The 15,563-nt window shown below is 53.8% G+C and carries 14 protein-coding genes; 5 read left to right on the forward strand and 9 right to left on the reverse strand.

Annotated elements, in window-relative coordinates:
* Window positions 1-52 precede the first annotated feature (52 nt).
* Together QTO31_RS02465 and QTO31_RS02470 are read left to right on the forward strand one after the other, a co-directional pair.
* Complete coding sequence (locus QTO31_RS02465; RefSeq protein ID WP_031457970.1) at window positions 53-295, forward strand: cyclic-di-AMP receptor; 243 nt, start codon at window positions 53-55, stop codon at window positions 293-295.
* A gap of 6 nt (window positions 296-301) precedes the next feature.
* Window positions 302-1,483: a glycosyltransferase family 4 protein gene (locus QTO31_RS02470; protein WP_031457971.1), complete on the forward strand. Its 1,182-nt coding sequence runs from the start codon at window positions 302-304 to the stop codon at window positions 1,481-1,483.
* A 188-nt stretch (window positions 1,484-1,671) separates the two neighbouring features.
* Here the strand turns inward: QTO31_RS02470 and QTO31_RS02475 are convergent, their stop codons facing one another.
* The 9 genes from QTO31_RS02475 to pdxS form a co-directional block, all read right to left on the reverse strand.
* Window positions 1,672-3,447: a peptide ABC transporter substrate-binding protein gene (locus QTO31_RS02475; protein WP_301427985.1), complete on the reverse strand. Its 1,776-nt coding sequence runs from the start codon at window positions 3,445-3,447 to the stop codon at window positions 1,672-1,674.
* 404 nt (window positions 3,448-3,851) lie between these two features.
* Complete coding sequence (locus QTO31_RS02480; RefSeq protein WP_301427986.1) at window positions 3,852-4,823, reverse strand: P1 family peptidase; 972 nt, start codon at window positions 4,821-4,823, stop codon at window positions 3,852-3,854.
* The gene (locus QTO31_RS02485) at window positions 4,820-5,332 is read right to left on the reverse strand and encodes a zinc ribbon domain-containing protein (RefSeq protein ID WP_031457974.1); all 513 of its coding nucleotides are present in this window, start codon (window positions 5,330-5,332) and stop codon (window positions 4,820-4,822) included. Before QTO31_RS02485 ends, QTO31_RS02480 begins: the two co-directional genes overlap by 4 nt.
* Window positions 5,333-5,336: 4 nt before the next feature.
* Window positions 5,337-5,663 carry a cyclic-di-AMP receptor gene (locus QTO31_RS02490; protein ID WP_031457975.1) on the reverse strand — a complete coding sequence of 109 codons (327 nt, stop codon included), beginning with the start codon at window positions 5,661-5,663 and terminating at the stop codon, window positions 5,337-5,339.
* 30 nt (window positions 5,664-5,693) lie between these two features.
* Window positions 5,694-6,374 (reverse strand): dTMP kinase, encoded by a 681-nt coding sequence (gene tmk / locus QTO31_RS02495; RefSeq protein WP_031457976.1) that lies wholly within the window; start codon window positions 6,372-6,374, stop codon window positions 5,694-5,696.
* Window positions 6,375-6,442: 68 nt separating this feature from the next.
* Entirely contained in the window at window positions 6,443-8,062 is a 1,620-nt protein-coding gene (locus tag QTO31_RS02500; RefSeq protein ID WP_031457977.1) for a R3H domain-containing nucleic acid-binding protein, read from the reverse strand.
* A 6-nt stretch (window positions 8,063-8,068) separates the two neighbouring features.
* Window positions 8,069-9,064 carry a hypothetical protein gene (locus QTO31_RS02505; RefSeq protein WP_031457978.1) on the reverse strand — a complete coding sequence of 332 codons (996 nt, stop codon included), beginning with the start codon at window positions 9,062-9,064 and terminating at the stop codon, window positions 8,069-8,071.
* Window positions 9,061-9,633, reverse strand: a complete 573-nt coding sequence (gene pdxT, locus QTO31_RS02510; protein ID WP_031457979.1) for a pyridoxal 5'-phosphate synthase glutaminase subunit PdxT — start codon at window positions 9,631-9,633, stop codon at window positions 9,061-9,063. Before pdxT ends, QTO31_RS02505 begins: the two co-directional genes overlap by 4 nt.
* Before the next feature lie 43 nt (window positions 9,634-9,676).
* Window positions 9,677-10,558 carry a pyridoxal 5'-phosphate synthase lyase subunit PdxS gene (pdxS, locus tag QTO31_RS02515; RefSeq protein ID WP_031457980.1) on the reverse strand — a complete coding sequence of 294 codons (882 nt, stop codon included), beginning with the start codon at window positions 10,556-10,558 and terminating at the stop codon, window positions 9,677-9,679.
* Between the two features lie 785 nt (window positions 10,559-11,343).
* On the opposite strand from pdxS, the gene QTO31_RS02520 reads away from it, so the two are divergent.
* From QTO31_RS02520 to QTO31_RS02530, 3 genes are all read left to right on the forward strand, one after another.
* Complete coding sequence (locus QTO31_RS02520) at window positions 11,344-13,713, forward strand: alpha/beta hydrolase family protein (protein WP_301427987.1); 2,370 nt, start codon at window positions 11,344-11,346, stop codon at window positions 13,711-13,713.
* 188 nt (window positions 13,714-13,901) lie between these two features.
* The gene (locus QTO31_RS02525; RefSeq protein ID WP_301427988.1) at window positions 13,902-14,864 is read left to right on the forward strand and encodes a CPBP family intramembrane glutamic endopeptidase; all 963 of its coding nucleotides are present in this window, start codon (window positions 13,902-13,904) and stop codon (window positions 14,862-14,864) included.
* A gap of 258 nt (window positions 14,865-15,122) precedes the next feature.
* A complete protein-coding gene (locus QTO31_RS02530) occupies window positions 15,123-15,509 on the forward strand; it encodes a hypothetical protein (protein ID WP_236631096.1) in 387 nt (128 codons plus the stop codon).
* Window positions 15,510-15,563: the final 54 nt, after the last annotated feature.

Below are 15,563 nucleotides of genomic sequence, written 5' to 3' on the forward strand. Positions count from 1 at the left end.
AGCTCTCCGTATAATCTCGGCAGCAACTGCTTGCAGAAGCGAAAGGGTGAGTATGAAGTTGATTATCTTCGTAACCGAGGACGCCTACGCGGATGCCGGGGTCGATGCCCTGGTTACCGCTGGCTTCCGGGTGACACGTCTGGCGACAACCGGTGGTTTTTTGCGCCGTGGCAACACGACTCTGCTGGTTGGAGTGGAAGATTCACAGGTTGAGCGAGCACACGAGATTATGCAGCGGGCAGCACCAGGTACCCTCGCGATTACGATGGATCTCGAACGCTACGAGCGGTTATAGGTTGTTGTGCGCATCCTTTATCTTGCTTCTGGCATTCCAACGCCCGGTACATTAGGCGGTAGCGTCCATACCCTGGAAGTAGCTCGTGGCCTGACCCGTTTGGGACATGAAGTCCACGTGGTTGCCGCCAGTCGCGAGCTACCGCTCTATCAGTTTCATGTGCGGTCACTGATACGGCTGCACGGTCAACCGTATGCTGGGTTTACCCTTTACCATCAAGACATCCCCAAAGCATTAAGCCTGGCAGGTATTGTCGCTGTGGTCCGATTGGCCGACCGGCTTCAGCCCGATCTGATTATGGAACGATATTACAACTTCGCCGGAGCGGGAATGATTGCTGCCCGACGGTTAAGGGTACCAACCATCCTGGAAGTGAATGCCCTGATCGTTGATCCGCCCGGTATCCGTAAACGCCAGATCGACGATGCGTTAGGCGGCCCGTGCCGACGTTGGGCCGAGCAGCAGTGCCGTTGGGCCGATCGGATCATTACCCCGTTGCATACTACTGTACCGGCAAGCATTCCACGAAGCAAGATTATCGAACTACCATGGGGAGCCAACGTTGACGCCTTTACCCCGCCTTCCGCTCTACCTCCCGGCCCGCCCAACATTGTCTTTATGGGTTCATTTCGACCGTGGCATGGGGTCACCGACTTCATACGGGCAGCGTGTATCTTACTTGAACGAGGTCGTCCTTACCACTTTACCCTGATCGGTGATGGCCCTGAGCGAACAGTCGCCGAAACGCTGGCAGCACCGTACCGCCAGCACTTCACCTTTACCGGTGCAGTACCTTACAAAGACATCCCTGCCCTCTTAGCGCAGGCCCATCTCGGCGTTGCCCCGTTCAATACCGCCCCGCATCCAGCTCTGCGCGCTGCCGGCTTCTTCTGGTCGCCGTTGAAAATCTACGAATATATGGCTGCCGGTTTACCGGTTGTTACAGCAGCTATTCCGCCGCTCACGTCCATCATTCGCGAAGGGCAAGAGGGGGCTGTCTTTCCTGAAGGTGACGTTGCTGGGCTGGCAGCGGCCATTGAACGAGTCTTGAGTGATCCAGCGGCAGCCTTCGCGATGGGCCAGCGTGCTCGCAAGCGAGTCGTGGCTGAATTTTCCTGGCAACAGCATTGCCGCGAGCTAGAACGCATCGCCAGCGAATTGGTAGCCAGCGATCATAGACGGTGTTAGGTTGTTGATGGTCGGTTTCTGAGGCAGACGCGGGTTCCCAATCCGGCCGCAGTACGTGAAGAAGCTGTCATCGTCTCGTTCCGTCGGTGGCGCCACGCCTCTATTGCCCCGCCGATCATGATCGTCACCGCATCGGTAGGTAGCGGTTCGGAACCCACCCCCATGGCCTAGTTGGGCTACAACTATCCTCACTCCTCTCCCAACCGCCAGGAACTGATATTCCACGTAAATGGTGCAGTCGGATCGAGTTGCCATCCTGTAAGACCAGGACGCGCAATCAGCACATCAATGCGCTGGAAGAGGGGTAATACCGGCAATTCCTGTGTAAAGAGTTGTTGCTGACGAATGTAGGCAGTAACTTGTTCGGACGGATCAAGAGAAGTCGTCGCAGTGTTAATCTGCTCATTAGCCTCGAAAAAGCACCAACCGGCAAAGTTATTCCCCGTCCAATTATTTGCTTCGTCTGGCACACCAGCACAACTCCACAATTCCCAGCCTCGTGGATGAAATCCAGCAATCCAACCAAAAAGGGCTAACTGGAAGGTTCGCTGATAGAGTGGCCCATCGACGCTGTACAATTCGGTCGGCGGTAACGGCGCTACTTCAATCTGTACACCAACCTGAGCTAGATCGGCGACGATCTGTTCGGCAACAGCTTCACGTAACGGCGAATTAGCTGTTGTCACTAACGACAAGAGAAGTGGCAGACCCTCATACTCACGCCAACCGTCACCATCGGTATCGAGCAGATTCGCTTCATCAAGCAAACGACGGGCCTCATCGGGGTTATACGGGTAACGAGTAATCTGATCGAGGGGCGGCTCGCCAAGCTGACCGGGCAGAATCCAGCTCTCTAATACATGACTCTGTCCGCCTAATAATTCTTTCACAATCCTGTCACGATTGATGGCATAGGCAATAGCCCGCCGCACGCGAATATCCTGTAACAATGGAATATCGAGGTTAAAATCAAGATGCTCCCAGATTGCATTGGGAGAAGTACTCATCTGGAGTTCTTGCCGGTCGGCCGCTTGTAAAAGTTCACCCAGCAATGCCGGTGTTGGTTGCTCGATAAATGCCAGATCAATCCCGCCACCACGTACCAGTTCGAGCAACTGCACCGGATCGCTGCGGAACGCAACGATGATTGTGTCGAACGGTGCAGGCTCGCCCCAGTAGTACGGATTGCGCACCAGTTCAAGCGTTCCCCCCTCAAAACTACTCACCATATATGGCCCGTAGCTTAATGGCCGACGCACAAATTCGCTCTTTGTTATCTTTTGCGGATCACGTGTTGCCAGCAGATGGCGCGGCAACGGTACCCAGTAACTGGTGATGAAGGCCGGATCGGTAACATCAGGACGCAAGACGGCACGAGTCGTATACTCATCGACCTGCTCGTAGCGCTCGATCATTGCCAGACGGCTATTTGCCGCTTGACCGAGATCAATGCGTTGTGCCAGTTCGTAGGCAAAGACCGAGTCGGCTGCAGTGACCGGCGTGCCATCCGCCCAGCGTAGCCGAGGATTCCAATGAAATGTCACGCTGACCTGCGTCACTTCATCAGTTGTAGCAGTCGGTGTGTCCGTAATCCGCCCCAGTTCATCGCGAAAAACGGTGACCGTCTTAGTAACGACATCACCGTTGGCGAAGTCGGGCAGGCGCGTTAACACACCTGTCGATTGTAACTTGAAATCCACGGCCAGCATCGGTGACGGGAAGAGCAGCTCGGTCAAGGCCGCAGTTAATCGCTCGTCGGTCGGATTGCTGTGATATGGCAACAAATCAGGTGGTTCAGCTACTAATCCAATGCGCAACACCCGTTTTTCAACCACTGTTGGCGTTGGCTCGGGTGTTGCTATGGGTGCAGATGGACTAGCCGGCGGCACATCGGTAACAAGTTTACAGCCGGCTAACAAGATGAGCGCAAGCAAGGCGATTAGAGATGGAATAAAACGCTTCATGGCGTCACTTCAGTATATAGGTTGATAATCTTATGGAATAAACGGCCTGCTACTGGGGAATTATATCGTAAGTTGCGTTCAATGTCTGTATTCCACTACAAACAGGAACCACCGAGCACATCAAACGCGATGATTGAAGAGTGTGTCTGAAAAAGCCTTTTGTTGCCGGTCATCCTCACCTGATCGCTGTGAGAGAGGGAAGGTGAGGAATCTACTGCACCGAGGAGCGATCTGCGCGACCGCCGTCGGTCAACCGCCTCGACAGCGTTTTACCCGCTTACATCAAGAGGCAGGTCAACAGCTTACACTCTCCCGATATAGCGCATGGTCAGCCACTCGCTACCCAACTCTCTGTGGTAAAACTCTTATTTGCCGTAGATGGATAGCTTTATCAGCCGACTTGGTTAACTGCCTGCCAGATCACGAGCCGCCGGAACACCAGCCGCCGTCGTTGCCGCCTGAACTGCACGGACAATAGCCGTCGCCAATACATCGGCGGCAACAGCACCTAGTGTGACCAGTGGTGGCGCCTCGTGAACCCCAGTAGCCAATGCAAAGACAGTATCACCGTCAAAAGGCGAATGGGCCGGACGAATAGCACGGGCCAGCCCATCCTGGGCCATCATTGCCAGTCTAGTCGCAGCCGCCTTATCGAGACGGGCATCAGTTGCGACCACGGCAATTGTTGTATTCTGCCCGACCGAATCGGCAAACGACTGTCGACTCAAGCCTCCTCGCAAAAGTGTACCGGTACCAATTAACGTCCGATCAGAAGTACGGGCACCTGCGACAATGCGACCCTGGTCATCAACCACATCACCAAACGCATTCACGACCACCAGTGCCCCGACCGTCACCCCGTTCGCCAGAGTTTCACTCCAGGTACCAACCCCACCGCGCATAGCGGTTCCCATGCCGCCAACCTTCCCTACGGTTGCCCCCGTACCGGCGCCAACACTTCCTTCAGCGACCGTCGTTTCTGCTGCAACACAAGCAGCATACCCCATAGTGGCATCAGGCCAGATGTCCGCTCGACCAATGCCCAGATCGAAGATCACGGCTGCCGGTACAATGGGCACCTTCGTTAACCCAACATCAAAGCCGTAGCCACGTTCATAAAGCCACGACACGACGCCAGTCGCAGCGGCCAGTCCAAAGGCGCTACCACCAGTTAAAACCACTGCATGCACCTGTTGCACCAGATTTACCGGATCAAGCAGATCGGTTTCTCGCGTACTAGGGGCACCACCGCGCACATCAACACCAGCCACTGCACCTTCTGGCGTCAAAACTACGGTCACCCCGGTCAGTGCCTCTTCATTGGTAGCATGACCAACCAGCACCCCCTGAACTTGAGTAATTGATGGTGTGTTCATGATTGACGTACCTCAACTGGAGGTGCAACCGAATAACCATCAGCACGTACCGTTGGCACATGACCAGCTTGCCGATGACCACAATACGGACAGATTCGCCAGGTCAGATCGATCACCTTACGACACGCTTCACAGTGTCGGCGTAACTGCGTATGGCAATGTGGACAGAGAATAAAATCAGGTTCGATAGGGCGCTGGCATTCAGGGCAGACAAACCGTTCTTCCAGGTCACGTCGTAGAAACTCTTCTTCGAGAGTACGCTCGTACTTCTCGGCCAGCGTCTGCGGTGGGCGCAGTATCAGGTGGAGAGGTATGCCAAGAAACGGCAGGAGCAACACAATACCCACGGCCAGCACCTGCACTGACACATCCTCAGTACGCCGACGAATATCGCGATACGCCCACAAGACTGATGCCGCCCACAACAGTACAGCATAGGCGCCAAGAAAGATTGCAGCGAGACGAACGAGCGGTAAGATATTGTTCAGAAATTCCTGTATTGCTTCCATATCCTTACAATTTGCGCGTTTCGGCGCGAAGCACGAAGACGGTTGCCCCGCCTACCTGCACTTCGAGCGGAGCCGGTGGATAAAACTCTCCCGACTCAGCAATTGGCGGCATCGGTGAAACGTAGCGTGTGCGTGTCGAGCAATGCTCACGAATGATATGGATCACCGGATTGACCTGCTGATCTTCCACACTAAGCATGAGGGTGACGTTTCCCTCACGCAAAAACCCTCCCTGACTGCTCAGGCGGGTTACCCGATAGCCATGTTCGGTGAGTGCTTCAACCAAATTGGTTGCGTCTTGAGATTGGACAACAGCAAGGATAAGGCGCATGTTCATTACCCTAACGGATCATACGGTGTATCACTGCGCGGCAATCGGCGTATCCTGCGCTAACCGCGACATCACGAGTTGCCAAATTTGTTCGGCCAGATCGTCTACTGATTGTTCAGCATCCAACACACACCAGCGTTCCGGTTCTTGCCTCACCAATTCGTTGAAGCCCTCGGCAACCCGACGGTGGTATGCCAGATCACGGGCATCGAGTCGATTCCACTCTGGTGGATGCCCACTACTACCCTCAACCCGTTCACGACCGACCCGTTTCCGTTGCAACCCAACCTCAACATCGATCCGCAAATAGAATGTCAGATCAGGTTTGAGACCACCGGTGGCAATGTTGGTAATTGCGCGTAACTCATCTATATCGCGACCAAGACCGTACCCCTGATACGCGAATGTCGAGTCGGCATAGCGGTCACATACCACGATCCCCCCCGTGGTCAGGTATGGGCGGATCAGTTCACTGACCAATTGCGCCCGTGCCGCAGAAAAGAGCAAAATTTCAGTAGTCGGAGCCATTTCCGTATGGCGCAAATCGATCAAAATACGACGTATTAACTCGCCAATCCGGGTACCGCCCGGTTCGCGGGTAAGTATCACCGGGTAGCCAGCAACTTGCAAGTGTTCATACAACCGGCGCGCCTGTGTACTCTTTCCGGCACCTTCAGGACCCTCGAATGTGATAAAGAACCCTCGCTTCATGGAGTTACTGCCAACCAGTACGATTCATCTTGCTGTATAAGGATAGCCGATCTTTGCCAATCTGTCGATTATCGAAAGATCTTCACGCGACGATTAGGGTCTTCGCCGCGACTTTCCGAGCGCAGATTATAACGATCGGCCATTTGATGCTGCAAGCGGCGAATATAACTGCTCTGCGGGGCCAATTCCACCGCATGACGTTCACCATTGATCACCTGCGTGATAGCCTGTTCGGTTTCCAGTAACGCCTCTTCCACAACCGAGTCACTTGTGAATCCCGGTGACTCTTCATCCATCAACTCACGCAACTGAAAGACCTGCGCGAGCTGACGTTCCATTTGCGTCATCGTGTTATTCCGTAACACGTAGACCGGTACGCCCTGCTCTTCAGCCTGACGCAACTGTTGCGAGCTTTGACGATAGTAGTTTTTCAGCGTCATGACCAGCGTGGCATCCTTCAAATCACGCACAATCACTGCCGGTACACGCAACCGATCAATAGCACTCTGCAAGCGATTGCGACTCACACCAAAGGGAAAGATGCGCTGGGGAGGGATCGCTACTGTTGAGGTGCTACTTCCATTGCGATCACGCAAACGCGGTCCACTCCCACCCATCTGACCCTGTTCACGAAACCCACGGCCCCGTCGCACACCGAAAGCTGGCGCATCGATCGGTGAACGATGGACCGGTTCACGGTGTACGACCCCGTTAGCATCACGAAAACGCTGCTCGCACGGAGGGTCTTCACCGCGCAGAATGGCATCAACTGCGGCGGCAACATCGGGATAGACGATCACTCGATCCCACGATTGAATCTCAACCAGAATATTGAAGGTCGGTGGTGCCTTGCGCTCTAAGACGGTTTTCTGCGTACCGCGTCGGCGAGCCTCTTCATCACCCAGCGTAACAGCCTGAATGCCACCCACCAGATCAGAAAGTGTTGGGTTGATCATCAGGTTATCGAGTGTATTCCCATGAGCAGTACCGACCAGTTGCACCCCACGCTCAGCAATTGTGCGTGCCGCCGCTGCCTCCAGCTCAGTGCCAATCTCATCGATCACAATAACTTCGGGCATGTGATTCTCGACTGCCTCGATCATCACATTATGTTGTTCGGCTGGACGTGGCACCTGCATCCGACGTGCGCGCCCAATGCCCGGATGGGGAATATCGCCATCGCCAGCAATCTCATTCGAGGTATCGACAATCACCACTCGTTTGCGCAATTCATCACCCAACACGCGAGCTGTCTCGCGCAGGAGTGTTGTTTTGCCTGTGCCCGGCTTCCCCAGCAGGAGAATGCTCCGACCAGTTTCAACCAGATCGCGGATAATGTCAACGGTACCGTAGACTGCTCGTCCGATACGGCAGGTCAGACCGATGACCACCCCACGACGGTTGCGAATACCAGAGATTCGGTGCAGCGTGCGCGGGATACCGGCTCGGTTATCTTCGCCAAACTCACCGATTCGTTCAATAACATACTGAATATCCTCGGCTGTCACCTCACGATCACTGAGAAACAGCTCGTGACCACGATAACGCGCCTCGGGCAATCGGCCAAGATCCATGACAATCTCCAAAAGATTGTCCTGATCATTCGCCTTGCGAATCGCCTCGCTAATTGCTGGCGGTAGCGCTGCTAATAACAGTTGAATGTCGTTGCTTGCATCCGTAACAGCCATAGCTGCTTAACACTCCTCACGCACAGTTGGGGGTAGTATATAGCGACGTACTGACACCCGTGGCTCCAGGCCAACTTCTAACGATGGTGTCAACACCATCCGCCGAATCGGAACAACCGTATGTTTGACCAGCAAGGTCTGCTCACCAACCGGTTGAAAACCCAGACGCATCGCCGGTTCAAACAATTCTTGTTGATACTCGCGCAACAAGAGATACACTGGACGACTATCACTGAGCTGGGCCAACCCAAAGCGTAGAACATCAACCGCCTGTTCACGGGCATCTGGTCGGATCAAGATCGAGAAGACATGCCCGCTTGGCCCACTGAGCAGACGCAAATTAGCGACCAGATCATCATCAGGCCCCAACACCCATGACTGGCGACGCAGGAATGAATAGGGGCGATAGATTGTCCAGTGACGGGCATTGCGCACTTCAGCCTGTTGTACCAGATGCGGGGTGGACATACCATAGAGCTTATGGATTGCCCAATGATCGCGGTGAGCCTGTAATCGCATCGGCGCCAGGCGTGTTCCCTGATCCCAATCCGGCCCAGAGAGGTGAAAGAGATGGCGATGGGTATACGCCTGGAAACCAACCTGACGGAAAATCTCGCGCAGCTCGTTATGTTGACTGGGTAATGCCGCATAGAGACGCTGCACCGAGTGATATGCCGCATCAGTGCAGAGTCGGTGTAATAGATGAAACCAGAGTTCGTAATCGCTTGGAGTATGCTCGCTGCGAGTACCGTTTGTCGCCAGATAAATCACATCCTGCTCTGGCCTGCCACGACGGCCCATTGCCTGCACTAACGCAAACCCACCACGTTCGGCCAGCACCAGGGTTGTTCGTTCGCGATGGTTTCCTGCCAGCATGCTTTGCACAGCAAACCAGAGTGGCCGATGGCTATACGCCAGCAGTCGTTCGGTGTAGAGCACCTGTTGGTAGCGAGGTTTACGCCGCAACGACCAGAGATCGCCCGGCGTGATCGTTCGAATCATAGTTCCAGAAAGAGCCGATGAACCCGATCATCATCGGTCAGCTCAGGATGGAACGTTGTCGCCAGCAAGCGACCCTGACGTGCAGCCACAACGCTACCGTCTTCTAGCCAGCCGACAGCTTCGCATCCTACCCCCAACGCAACGATACGTGGTGCCCGGATAAAGACGCCGCGGAGCGGCATCTCACCGATGATCGGCATCGCGACCGGCGCCTCGAAGCTATCGAGTTGGCTGCCATAAGCATTTCGCTGAATTGTCAGATTCATCAAGCTCAACGTAGGTTGACCACCCTGTTTTTGATCGGTCACAGTACTGGCAAGCAATATCGCGCCAGCACATGTGCCCCATATCGCCAGATCGCGCCCTGCACGAACACGGATCGGTTCCAACATCTGATAAATCGTCAGTAATCGACCGATGGTAGTACTTTCGCCACCGGGAATGATCAGACGCTCGACCTGGGCGAGCTGACGTGGCAAGCGCACCTCTATCGGTTCAACACCGAGTCGGCGCAGAACGGTACAATGCTCGCGGAAATCGCCTTGAAGTGCCAATACCCCAACTGTCATAGCTCACTCAACGTGGATGGGAGGATGTCCCATCCACACACTCTTACCAACCACGGCGTGCCATCAATTGTTCGGTCGGAATCTGATCGATATTAATTCCAACCATTGCTTCACCGAGACCCTTGCTCACCTCGGCAATGATTTCCGGATCATTATAATGGGTTGTCGCCTCAACGATGGCGCGTGCACGCTTCACCGGATCACCGCTCTTGAAGATACCCGATCCGACAAAGATACCATCAACACCCAGTTGCATCAACAAGGCTGCATCAGCCGGTGTCGCAATACCACCCGCAGCAAAGTTCACAACCGGCAGTTTGCCTTCAGCCGCCACCTGCTTCACCAGTTCGTATGGTGCCTGAATCTGCTTTGCGTAGGTAAACAGCTCATCTTCGTTCATCGACTGCAACCGCCGAATCTCGCGGTACACAGCACGCGCATGACGTACCGCCTCTACCACGTTACCGGTACCAGCTTCACCCTTGGTACGCAACATCGCCGCACCTTCGGCAATACGCCGCAGTGCTTCACCGAGATCGCGACAACCGCACACAAACGGGACACGGAATTTGTGTTTATTGATATGATGCTCTTCGTCAGCAGGCGTCAGGACTTCGCTTTCATCAATATAGTCAACACCAATTGCCTCCAAGACCTGAGCTTCAACGAAGTGCCCAATGCGTGCTTTCGCCATCACTGGGATCGTTACTGCCTGCTTGATCGCCAGAATCAGTTCTGGATCGCTCATCCGGGCCACGCCACCCTGAGCGCGAATATCGGCTGGCACACGCTCGAGCGCCATCACTGCTACTGCACCAGCTTCCTCGGCGATCCGAGCTTGCTCGGGGGTGACAACATCCATAATGACACCACCCTTAAGCATCTGCGCCAGCCCAACTTTTGTTGTCCACGTTGCTTTTTCCATACAGCCTCGCTCTATGCAAATCGGTGACGTTGATTTATCTCGTCATTTTATTGTACCACGCTGTTCCATGGTGGGCAATGCACCCAAAGGCTGAGTAATGCTTTATGATCATTTTTTGAGCGCCAAGTCACCGGAAATGAACAAAGGAACACAACGGTATAAGGACATCTCGTGGCTCACAACACCCCCAACCCACGCAGTTGTCTGAGCGCTCAGACCGCCGACCTACACCTCGCGGTGCGCAGGGACACGATTGCACGGTGCATCAGTAGACCTGCCACGACAATGCAGTGACGGCATCATCGGTGAATTGATGAGCGGTGACTGCAAGATGTTCGTCGGATCGGGGGGAAGCTGCGCACCTCCGTATGCACAGCAAACGGCTTGGAAAACCCTTTATTCCTCTCTCCTCACATCACCTTTAGCAGGTGGGGTGAAAACTTTGCCCCCTGACCTCTCGATACCACTTGACAAGAGGTCAGACGATAATTATAATTAATGATAACGATATTATATTAACATTTGTTATCATATCAGAAAATGTTAACACACGGTGATAAATATGCACCCCGCCAGTTATCAACGACGATACTTCACCTATTGCTTCCTCATCTCGTGCGAATATCTGCTGCTTGATCAAGCGACGATCTGCAAGGGAGTGATGTCGAACCAGTCAAGCACAAACGGTATTTGGAGCTAGGATGTCTAGCCTAATGCTCGGAGTATAGGGGTTGTCCGTCTGAACACACTATGAGATACGCTGCTTACCACACAGGAGATGTGCAATGTTACACCTTCGCTCGATAGCCTGGATTGGATTATTGATCGTAGTGGTTGGCCTGGTAGCACCAGCAACTGCTGCGCCGATGCGCAACAACATAGTGAATGTTGATCAATTTGCTGACGAAGCAGACCTTCCCCCTAACTTGCTCAGCGATGAAGAAATTGAGCGAATCAACCGCTTACAAAATGGGGCGATAGGAGTCGGAATCATTAGTGACATCAGCCCGGACGACGGCGCAGTGTTGATCGGCACGAGCAATGGCCTGGCCTTTCTCGAGATCAAAACCGGCGATACCGTTCCGGTTGACACCTCTGCCTTTGCATTTCTGACACCGCTTCCTGCACTAGGGTTAGGTGAATTTAGCTGGCAGGACGAGCGTACGATTGGTACGTTAGCCTTAAACGCTTTCGCTACCAGCAATGAAGACATTTTTGCTGTGCTGGCGATAGATCGGTACAGCGGCGAGATCGCCGCATCCATCATTGGCGTTCCCGATGCGAGTATTGCAGACGGAATTATCTCGATTGCTCCAAACGTAACGACCTGGTTGATCCTGCGCGCAGGTAACGGTACATCTGGAGAATTTAAACCTCTCACCACCCGCCATACTATCAGCTTCCCGTTACCAGTAGGTGACCGTCTCAACGATTGGCACCGATGGTCAGCTCACATCCAACGGGGTGTTGATCGGCTGCACCAGCAGCGACCCGATTTACTCAACCGTCTGCTCTGGCGGCAGAATGACACAAACATCCTGGAAGTCACTAATACTACTACTGACCTGTTCCTCTACGACGCAATCACTGGGGATGAACAGTACATTACCACCATCCCATCCGCTTCGAGTCTTCTTAGGGCGACTTGGACGGATGACTCGGCTCACGTGGCGGTATCATTTTTCGGTACAGCCGATGGTAGAGAGCGACCTACGTTTTCAGGTTCACTCTTTTCGGAAGAGATATACCGCGATGCGACCGGTAATCTGCCGCCATCCCAAAATCCGTTCATCCAGAACAACAACACCTATGTCGTTGATGCTGTTAGCGGTCGCACCCAGTTGATCCGACCCGATCCTGCACTTGGTGCGCCAATTTTGGAGGCATACGATTGGGCGCCTGGTGGCCGATCGCTCCTCGTCCGAGCACATCACCCGGCTTATCTGAAAGGGCGCACCCACCCTCTCTACTATCCTCAATATTCTTCCAGAACAAGCTTTAGGTTCTACGATCAGGGGAGTGACGGTCAACTGCGTCATACTGGTACGTTCTCACACCCAATGTTTTCTGGTAGCGCTGCTGCATCTCAAGATGCCAAGTTCGTCAGCCCTGATGAGGTGATCGTTCGCGGTATGGTCGGTAGTAATCATCATCCATACTATTACAACCGTGTGTCTGGGGAATTGCGTAACCTCGCCGACCGTGCTGGCAGCTACTATGGTTTGGTAGCGACCAGTAGTCGGACCCGTCAAATCGTCTTCGTGTATACCTCCTATACAGCCCCGCCGGACATCTATCGTCTCCGCTGGGATGGCACGGCGTTGGCCCGGCTGAGCTGGTTTAATGAGGAGTTGCGTCGGGAAGCCAATTTACGGCAGGACCCGGTCACCTTTACGCTGCGGAATGGTCAGGTACGTGTCGGTACATTGATCCAGGCCGCGAATGCACCCTTTCCACCGCGTGATGTGCGTCTGATCGTCTGGCAAGAGGGTGGGCCAGGTGGATCGATGGATAACCGCTGGGCAGCAAATGTCGAGAATCCTTATGCACTGCTGCCTTCGTTCGGATTTGCGTTACTGATTACACCGCTGGCCGGTCGCAGTGGTTACACACCGGAAGCCTTTAACTCGCTGTACGATAGCAATAACTTCGGCCAGATCGATATTGACGAGCAGGCTGAGATTGTGCAGCAGATGATTGCCCGCGGTTGGACTTCGCGGGGTAAGGTTGGGATTACCGGATGCTCGTATGGTGGTTACTTTGCCTTACAAAGCATCATTCGCCACCCTGATCTCTACGCTGCTGCGAACCCACAGTGCGCTCTGGCCGATACGATCAGTGAATGGCAATCGGGGTACAAGACGCTGATGGCGTATATACAAGGGTTGCCACCTTACAAAGCCATCGCTGAATACACGAACGATTCGCCAATTTTCAACGCTGATCGGATAAAGGCGGCTGTACTGACATTCCACGGAACCGATGACTTCCTCCCAATTGTACACAATGAGAACCTCCACCTGCAACTGGTCAATCGTGGAGTGACGGCCCGTATGGTACGCTTTATCCTCGAAGGACACGGGCTGTTGATGGAAGAGAACCAGCTCTACGCTGCGCAAGAGCAGATTAGCTGGTTCCGGAAGCATCTCAAGTAAGGCGTGGGTCAGAAAGTGCAGGGTAAGCCTGTGACTTACCCTGCACTAACGGAGCAATCCTCAACGGAGGTCTGTCTGGCAAAATGGGATACAACAATCGTTCGATTCCAGAGATGTGCTTACGTAATTAACAGGAACACTCGACAAAACTTCACACCGATTGTCGTGTATTAGGAAAGGAGTCTCCCATGATCCCGCAGTGGCTTACACACAACCGTTTATACGAGCTGGCGCGCAGCGGTCGACGCCTGACACCCTGGTGGGGCGTCATAGGTATTGGTGTCCTCATCGCCTTCGGTTCGCAAATTTTTGCTCTTCCTATCTCAATCGTGTTGTTTTTCCTCGGTATGGTCGAGGAAAACACGGTCAATCAACCGCCACTGGTATCAGGACTGATATTGTCGCTTGTACTAGCGGTTTCCTTTGGTGCTATGATTTTGCTGACCTGGCTGTGGATTCGTTTCTTTGAGAAGCGTTCATTCGTGACCCTTGGCTTTGAGCCGGGTAGGGTCTTCTTTCTATACGGTCGCGGTCTCTTGATCGGCCTAGCATCGTTCACGGCGATTGTAGGACTGTTAGCACCACTGGGGTACATCACGGTAGAAAACAGCAATCCGGAGCAGGTTGGTCTGGCTGCCCTCGGTGGGGTTTTGCTTGTCTTCTTTCCGGGCTGGCTGATTCAGGGCGCTGCCGAAGAGGTTCTTACCCGTGGCTGGATGTTGCCGACACTGGCAGCTCGCTATCGTCCGTGGCTCGGACTGCTCATCTCGTCACTCTTCTTCGCTGTTATGCACGGTCTTAATCCTAACCTGAGCATTCTGGCAATGATTAACCTGGGGTTGTACGGTCTCTTTGCTGCGCTTTATGCGCTGCGCGAAGAATCGTTGTGGGGAATATGCGCCTTTCATTCCATCTGGAATTGGGCACAAGGGAACCTCTTCGGTCTGGAAGTGAGTGGTCAGAGTGTCAGTGGCGGTATGATCTTCAACTTGATGGAGAGCGGGCCTGACTGGTTGACCGGCGGGGCATTCGGGCCAGAGGGCGGATTGGCAACGACTATCGTGCTGTTGTTGAGTATGGCGATCATCTGGTGGTGGCCGACCAGCGGGCAGCAGATGATCACGCAACCAGTAACGACACATCAGTCGTAACTGCAAAAGTCTACCCATTGGCGATCTCAGGAGGGGGCAACACCAATGTTGCCCCTGTTCTTCGTTTCTTATCACCGATTGCGTCCCCGAACGTATCCGGCGCGAAAGGCAATTGCCGCAACGACGGCCACCAGCAGCAGGATGATCAGACATTCAATAAAGCTAATAGTTGACATAGATATTCGGAGCTGAGCTGACGGTAGTTCCGTCATAATGCCAGTATACTGCAACCGATCCACATCATGCTACAATGGCCGTATGATGGAACGGCTGTTCACACTGCATAGTCGCTTGCAAATCACGATTACGGCGGTGATAGTGGTTGGCCTGATCTGGGCGCTGATTGTAGCATGGCGTAACCAGGGTGGGATGCAGCCACTGAGTGGGATATTGCAACTCCTGATAATGGCGCAATCCGCCATTGGTCTTGTGCTACTCTGGCAGGCTGATGTGCTGCGGATGGCGCTCCATGTGATTTACGGGATCGTTGCTGTGGGTTTGATTCCGGCAGCAGAGATTGCGCTACGACATCGCCCCCCACGCAATGCTGGTCTGGCGTATGCCGGCATTATGTTGATGCTCTTGATTGTTGTGGGGCGGTTGTACGAGACGGGAAGGGTTGCCGTTTTTTTCAGATTTCACTGACCAGATGGATGCTGTTAGCAGTATCAAGGATGTGAGTACCCTTGCATGCGATGG

The organism is Chloroflexus sp. MS-CIW-1, from assembly GCF_030444705.1.
Taxonomy (GTDB): domain Bacteria; phylum Chloroflexota; class Chloroflexia; order Chloroflexales; family Chloroflexaceae; genus Chloroflexus.

Bases quoted from the DNA above. Each gene is read 5' to 3' on its own strand.
- QTO31_RS02525 (WP_301427988.1), top strand. From the start codon at position 13,902: ATGATCCCGCAGTGGCTTACACACAACCGTTTATACGAGCTGGCGCGC.
- QTO31_RS02490 (WP_031457975.1), bottom strand. From the start codon at position 5,663: ATGCGCCTTATCCTTGCTGTTGTCCAATCTCAAGACGCAACCAATTTG.
- QTO31_RS02500 (WP_031457977.1), bottom strand. From the start codon at position 8,062: ATGGCTGTTACGGATGCAAGCAACGACATTCAACTGTTATTAGCAGCG.
- QTO31_RS02505 (WP_031457978.1), bottom strand. From the start codon at position 9,064: ATGATTCGAACGATCACGCCGGGCGATCTCTGGTCGTTGCGGCGTAAA.
- QTO31_RS02465 (WP_031457970.1), top strand. From the start codon at position 53: ATGAAGTTGATTATCTTCGTAACCGAGGACGCCTACGCGGATGCCGGG.
- QTO31_RS02475 (WP_301427985.1), bottom strand. From the start codon at position 3,447: ATGAAGCGTTTTATTCCATCTCTAATCGCCTTGCTTGCGCTCATCTTG.
- tmk (WP_031457976.1), bottom strand. From the start codon at position 6,374: ATGAAGCGAGGGTTCTTTATCACATTCGAGGGTCCTGAAGGTGCCGGA.
- QTO31_RS02480 (WP_301427986.1), bottom strand. From the start codon at position 4,823: ATGAACACACCATCAATTACTCAAGTTCAGGGGGTGCTGGTTGGTCAT.
- QTO31_RS02520 (WP_301427987.1), top strand. From the start codon at position 11,344: ATGTTACACCTTCGCTCGATAGCCTGGATTGGATTATTGATCGTAGTG.
- QTO31_RS02530 (WP_236631096.1), top strand. From the start codon at position 15,123: ATGATGGAACGGCTGTTCACACTGCATAGTCGCTTGCAAATCACGATT.
- pdxS (WP_031457980.1), bottom strand. From the start codon at position 10,558: ATGGAAAAAGCAACGTGGACAACAAAAGTTGGGCTGGCGCAGATGCTT.
- pdxT (WP_031457979.1), bottom strand. From the start codon at position 9,633: ATGACAGTTGGGGTATTGGCACTTCAAGGCGATTTCCGCGAGCATTGT.
- QTO31_RS02485 (WP_031457974.1), bottom strand. From the start codon at position 5,332: ATGGAAGCAATACAGGAATTTCTGAACAATATCTTACCGCTCGTTCGT.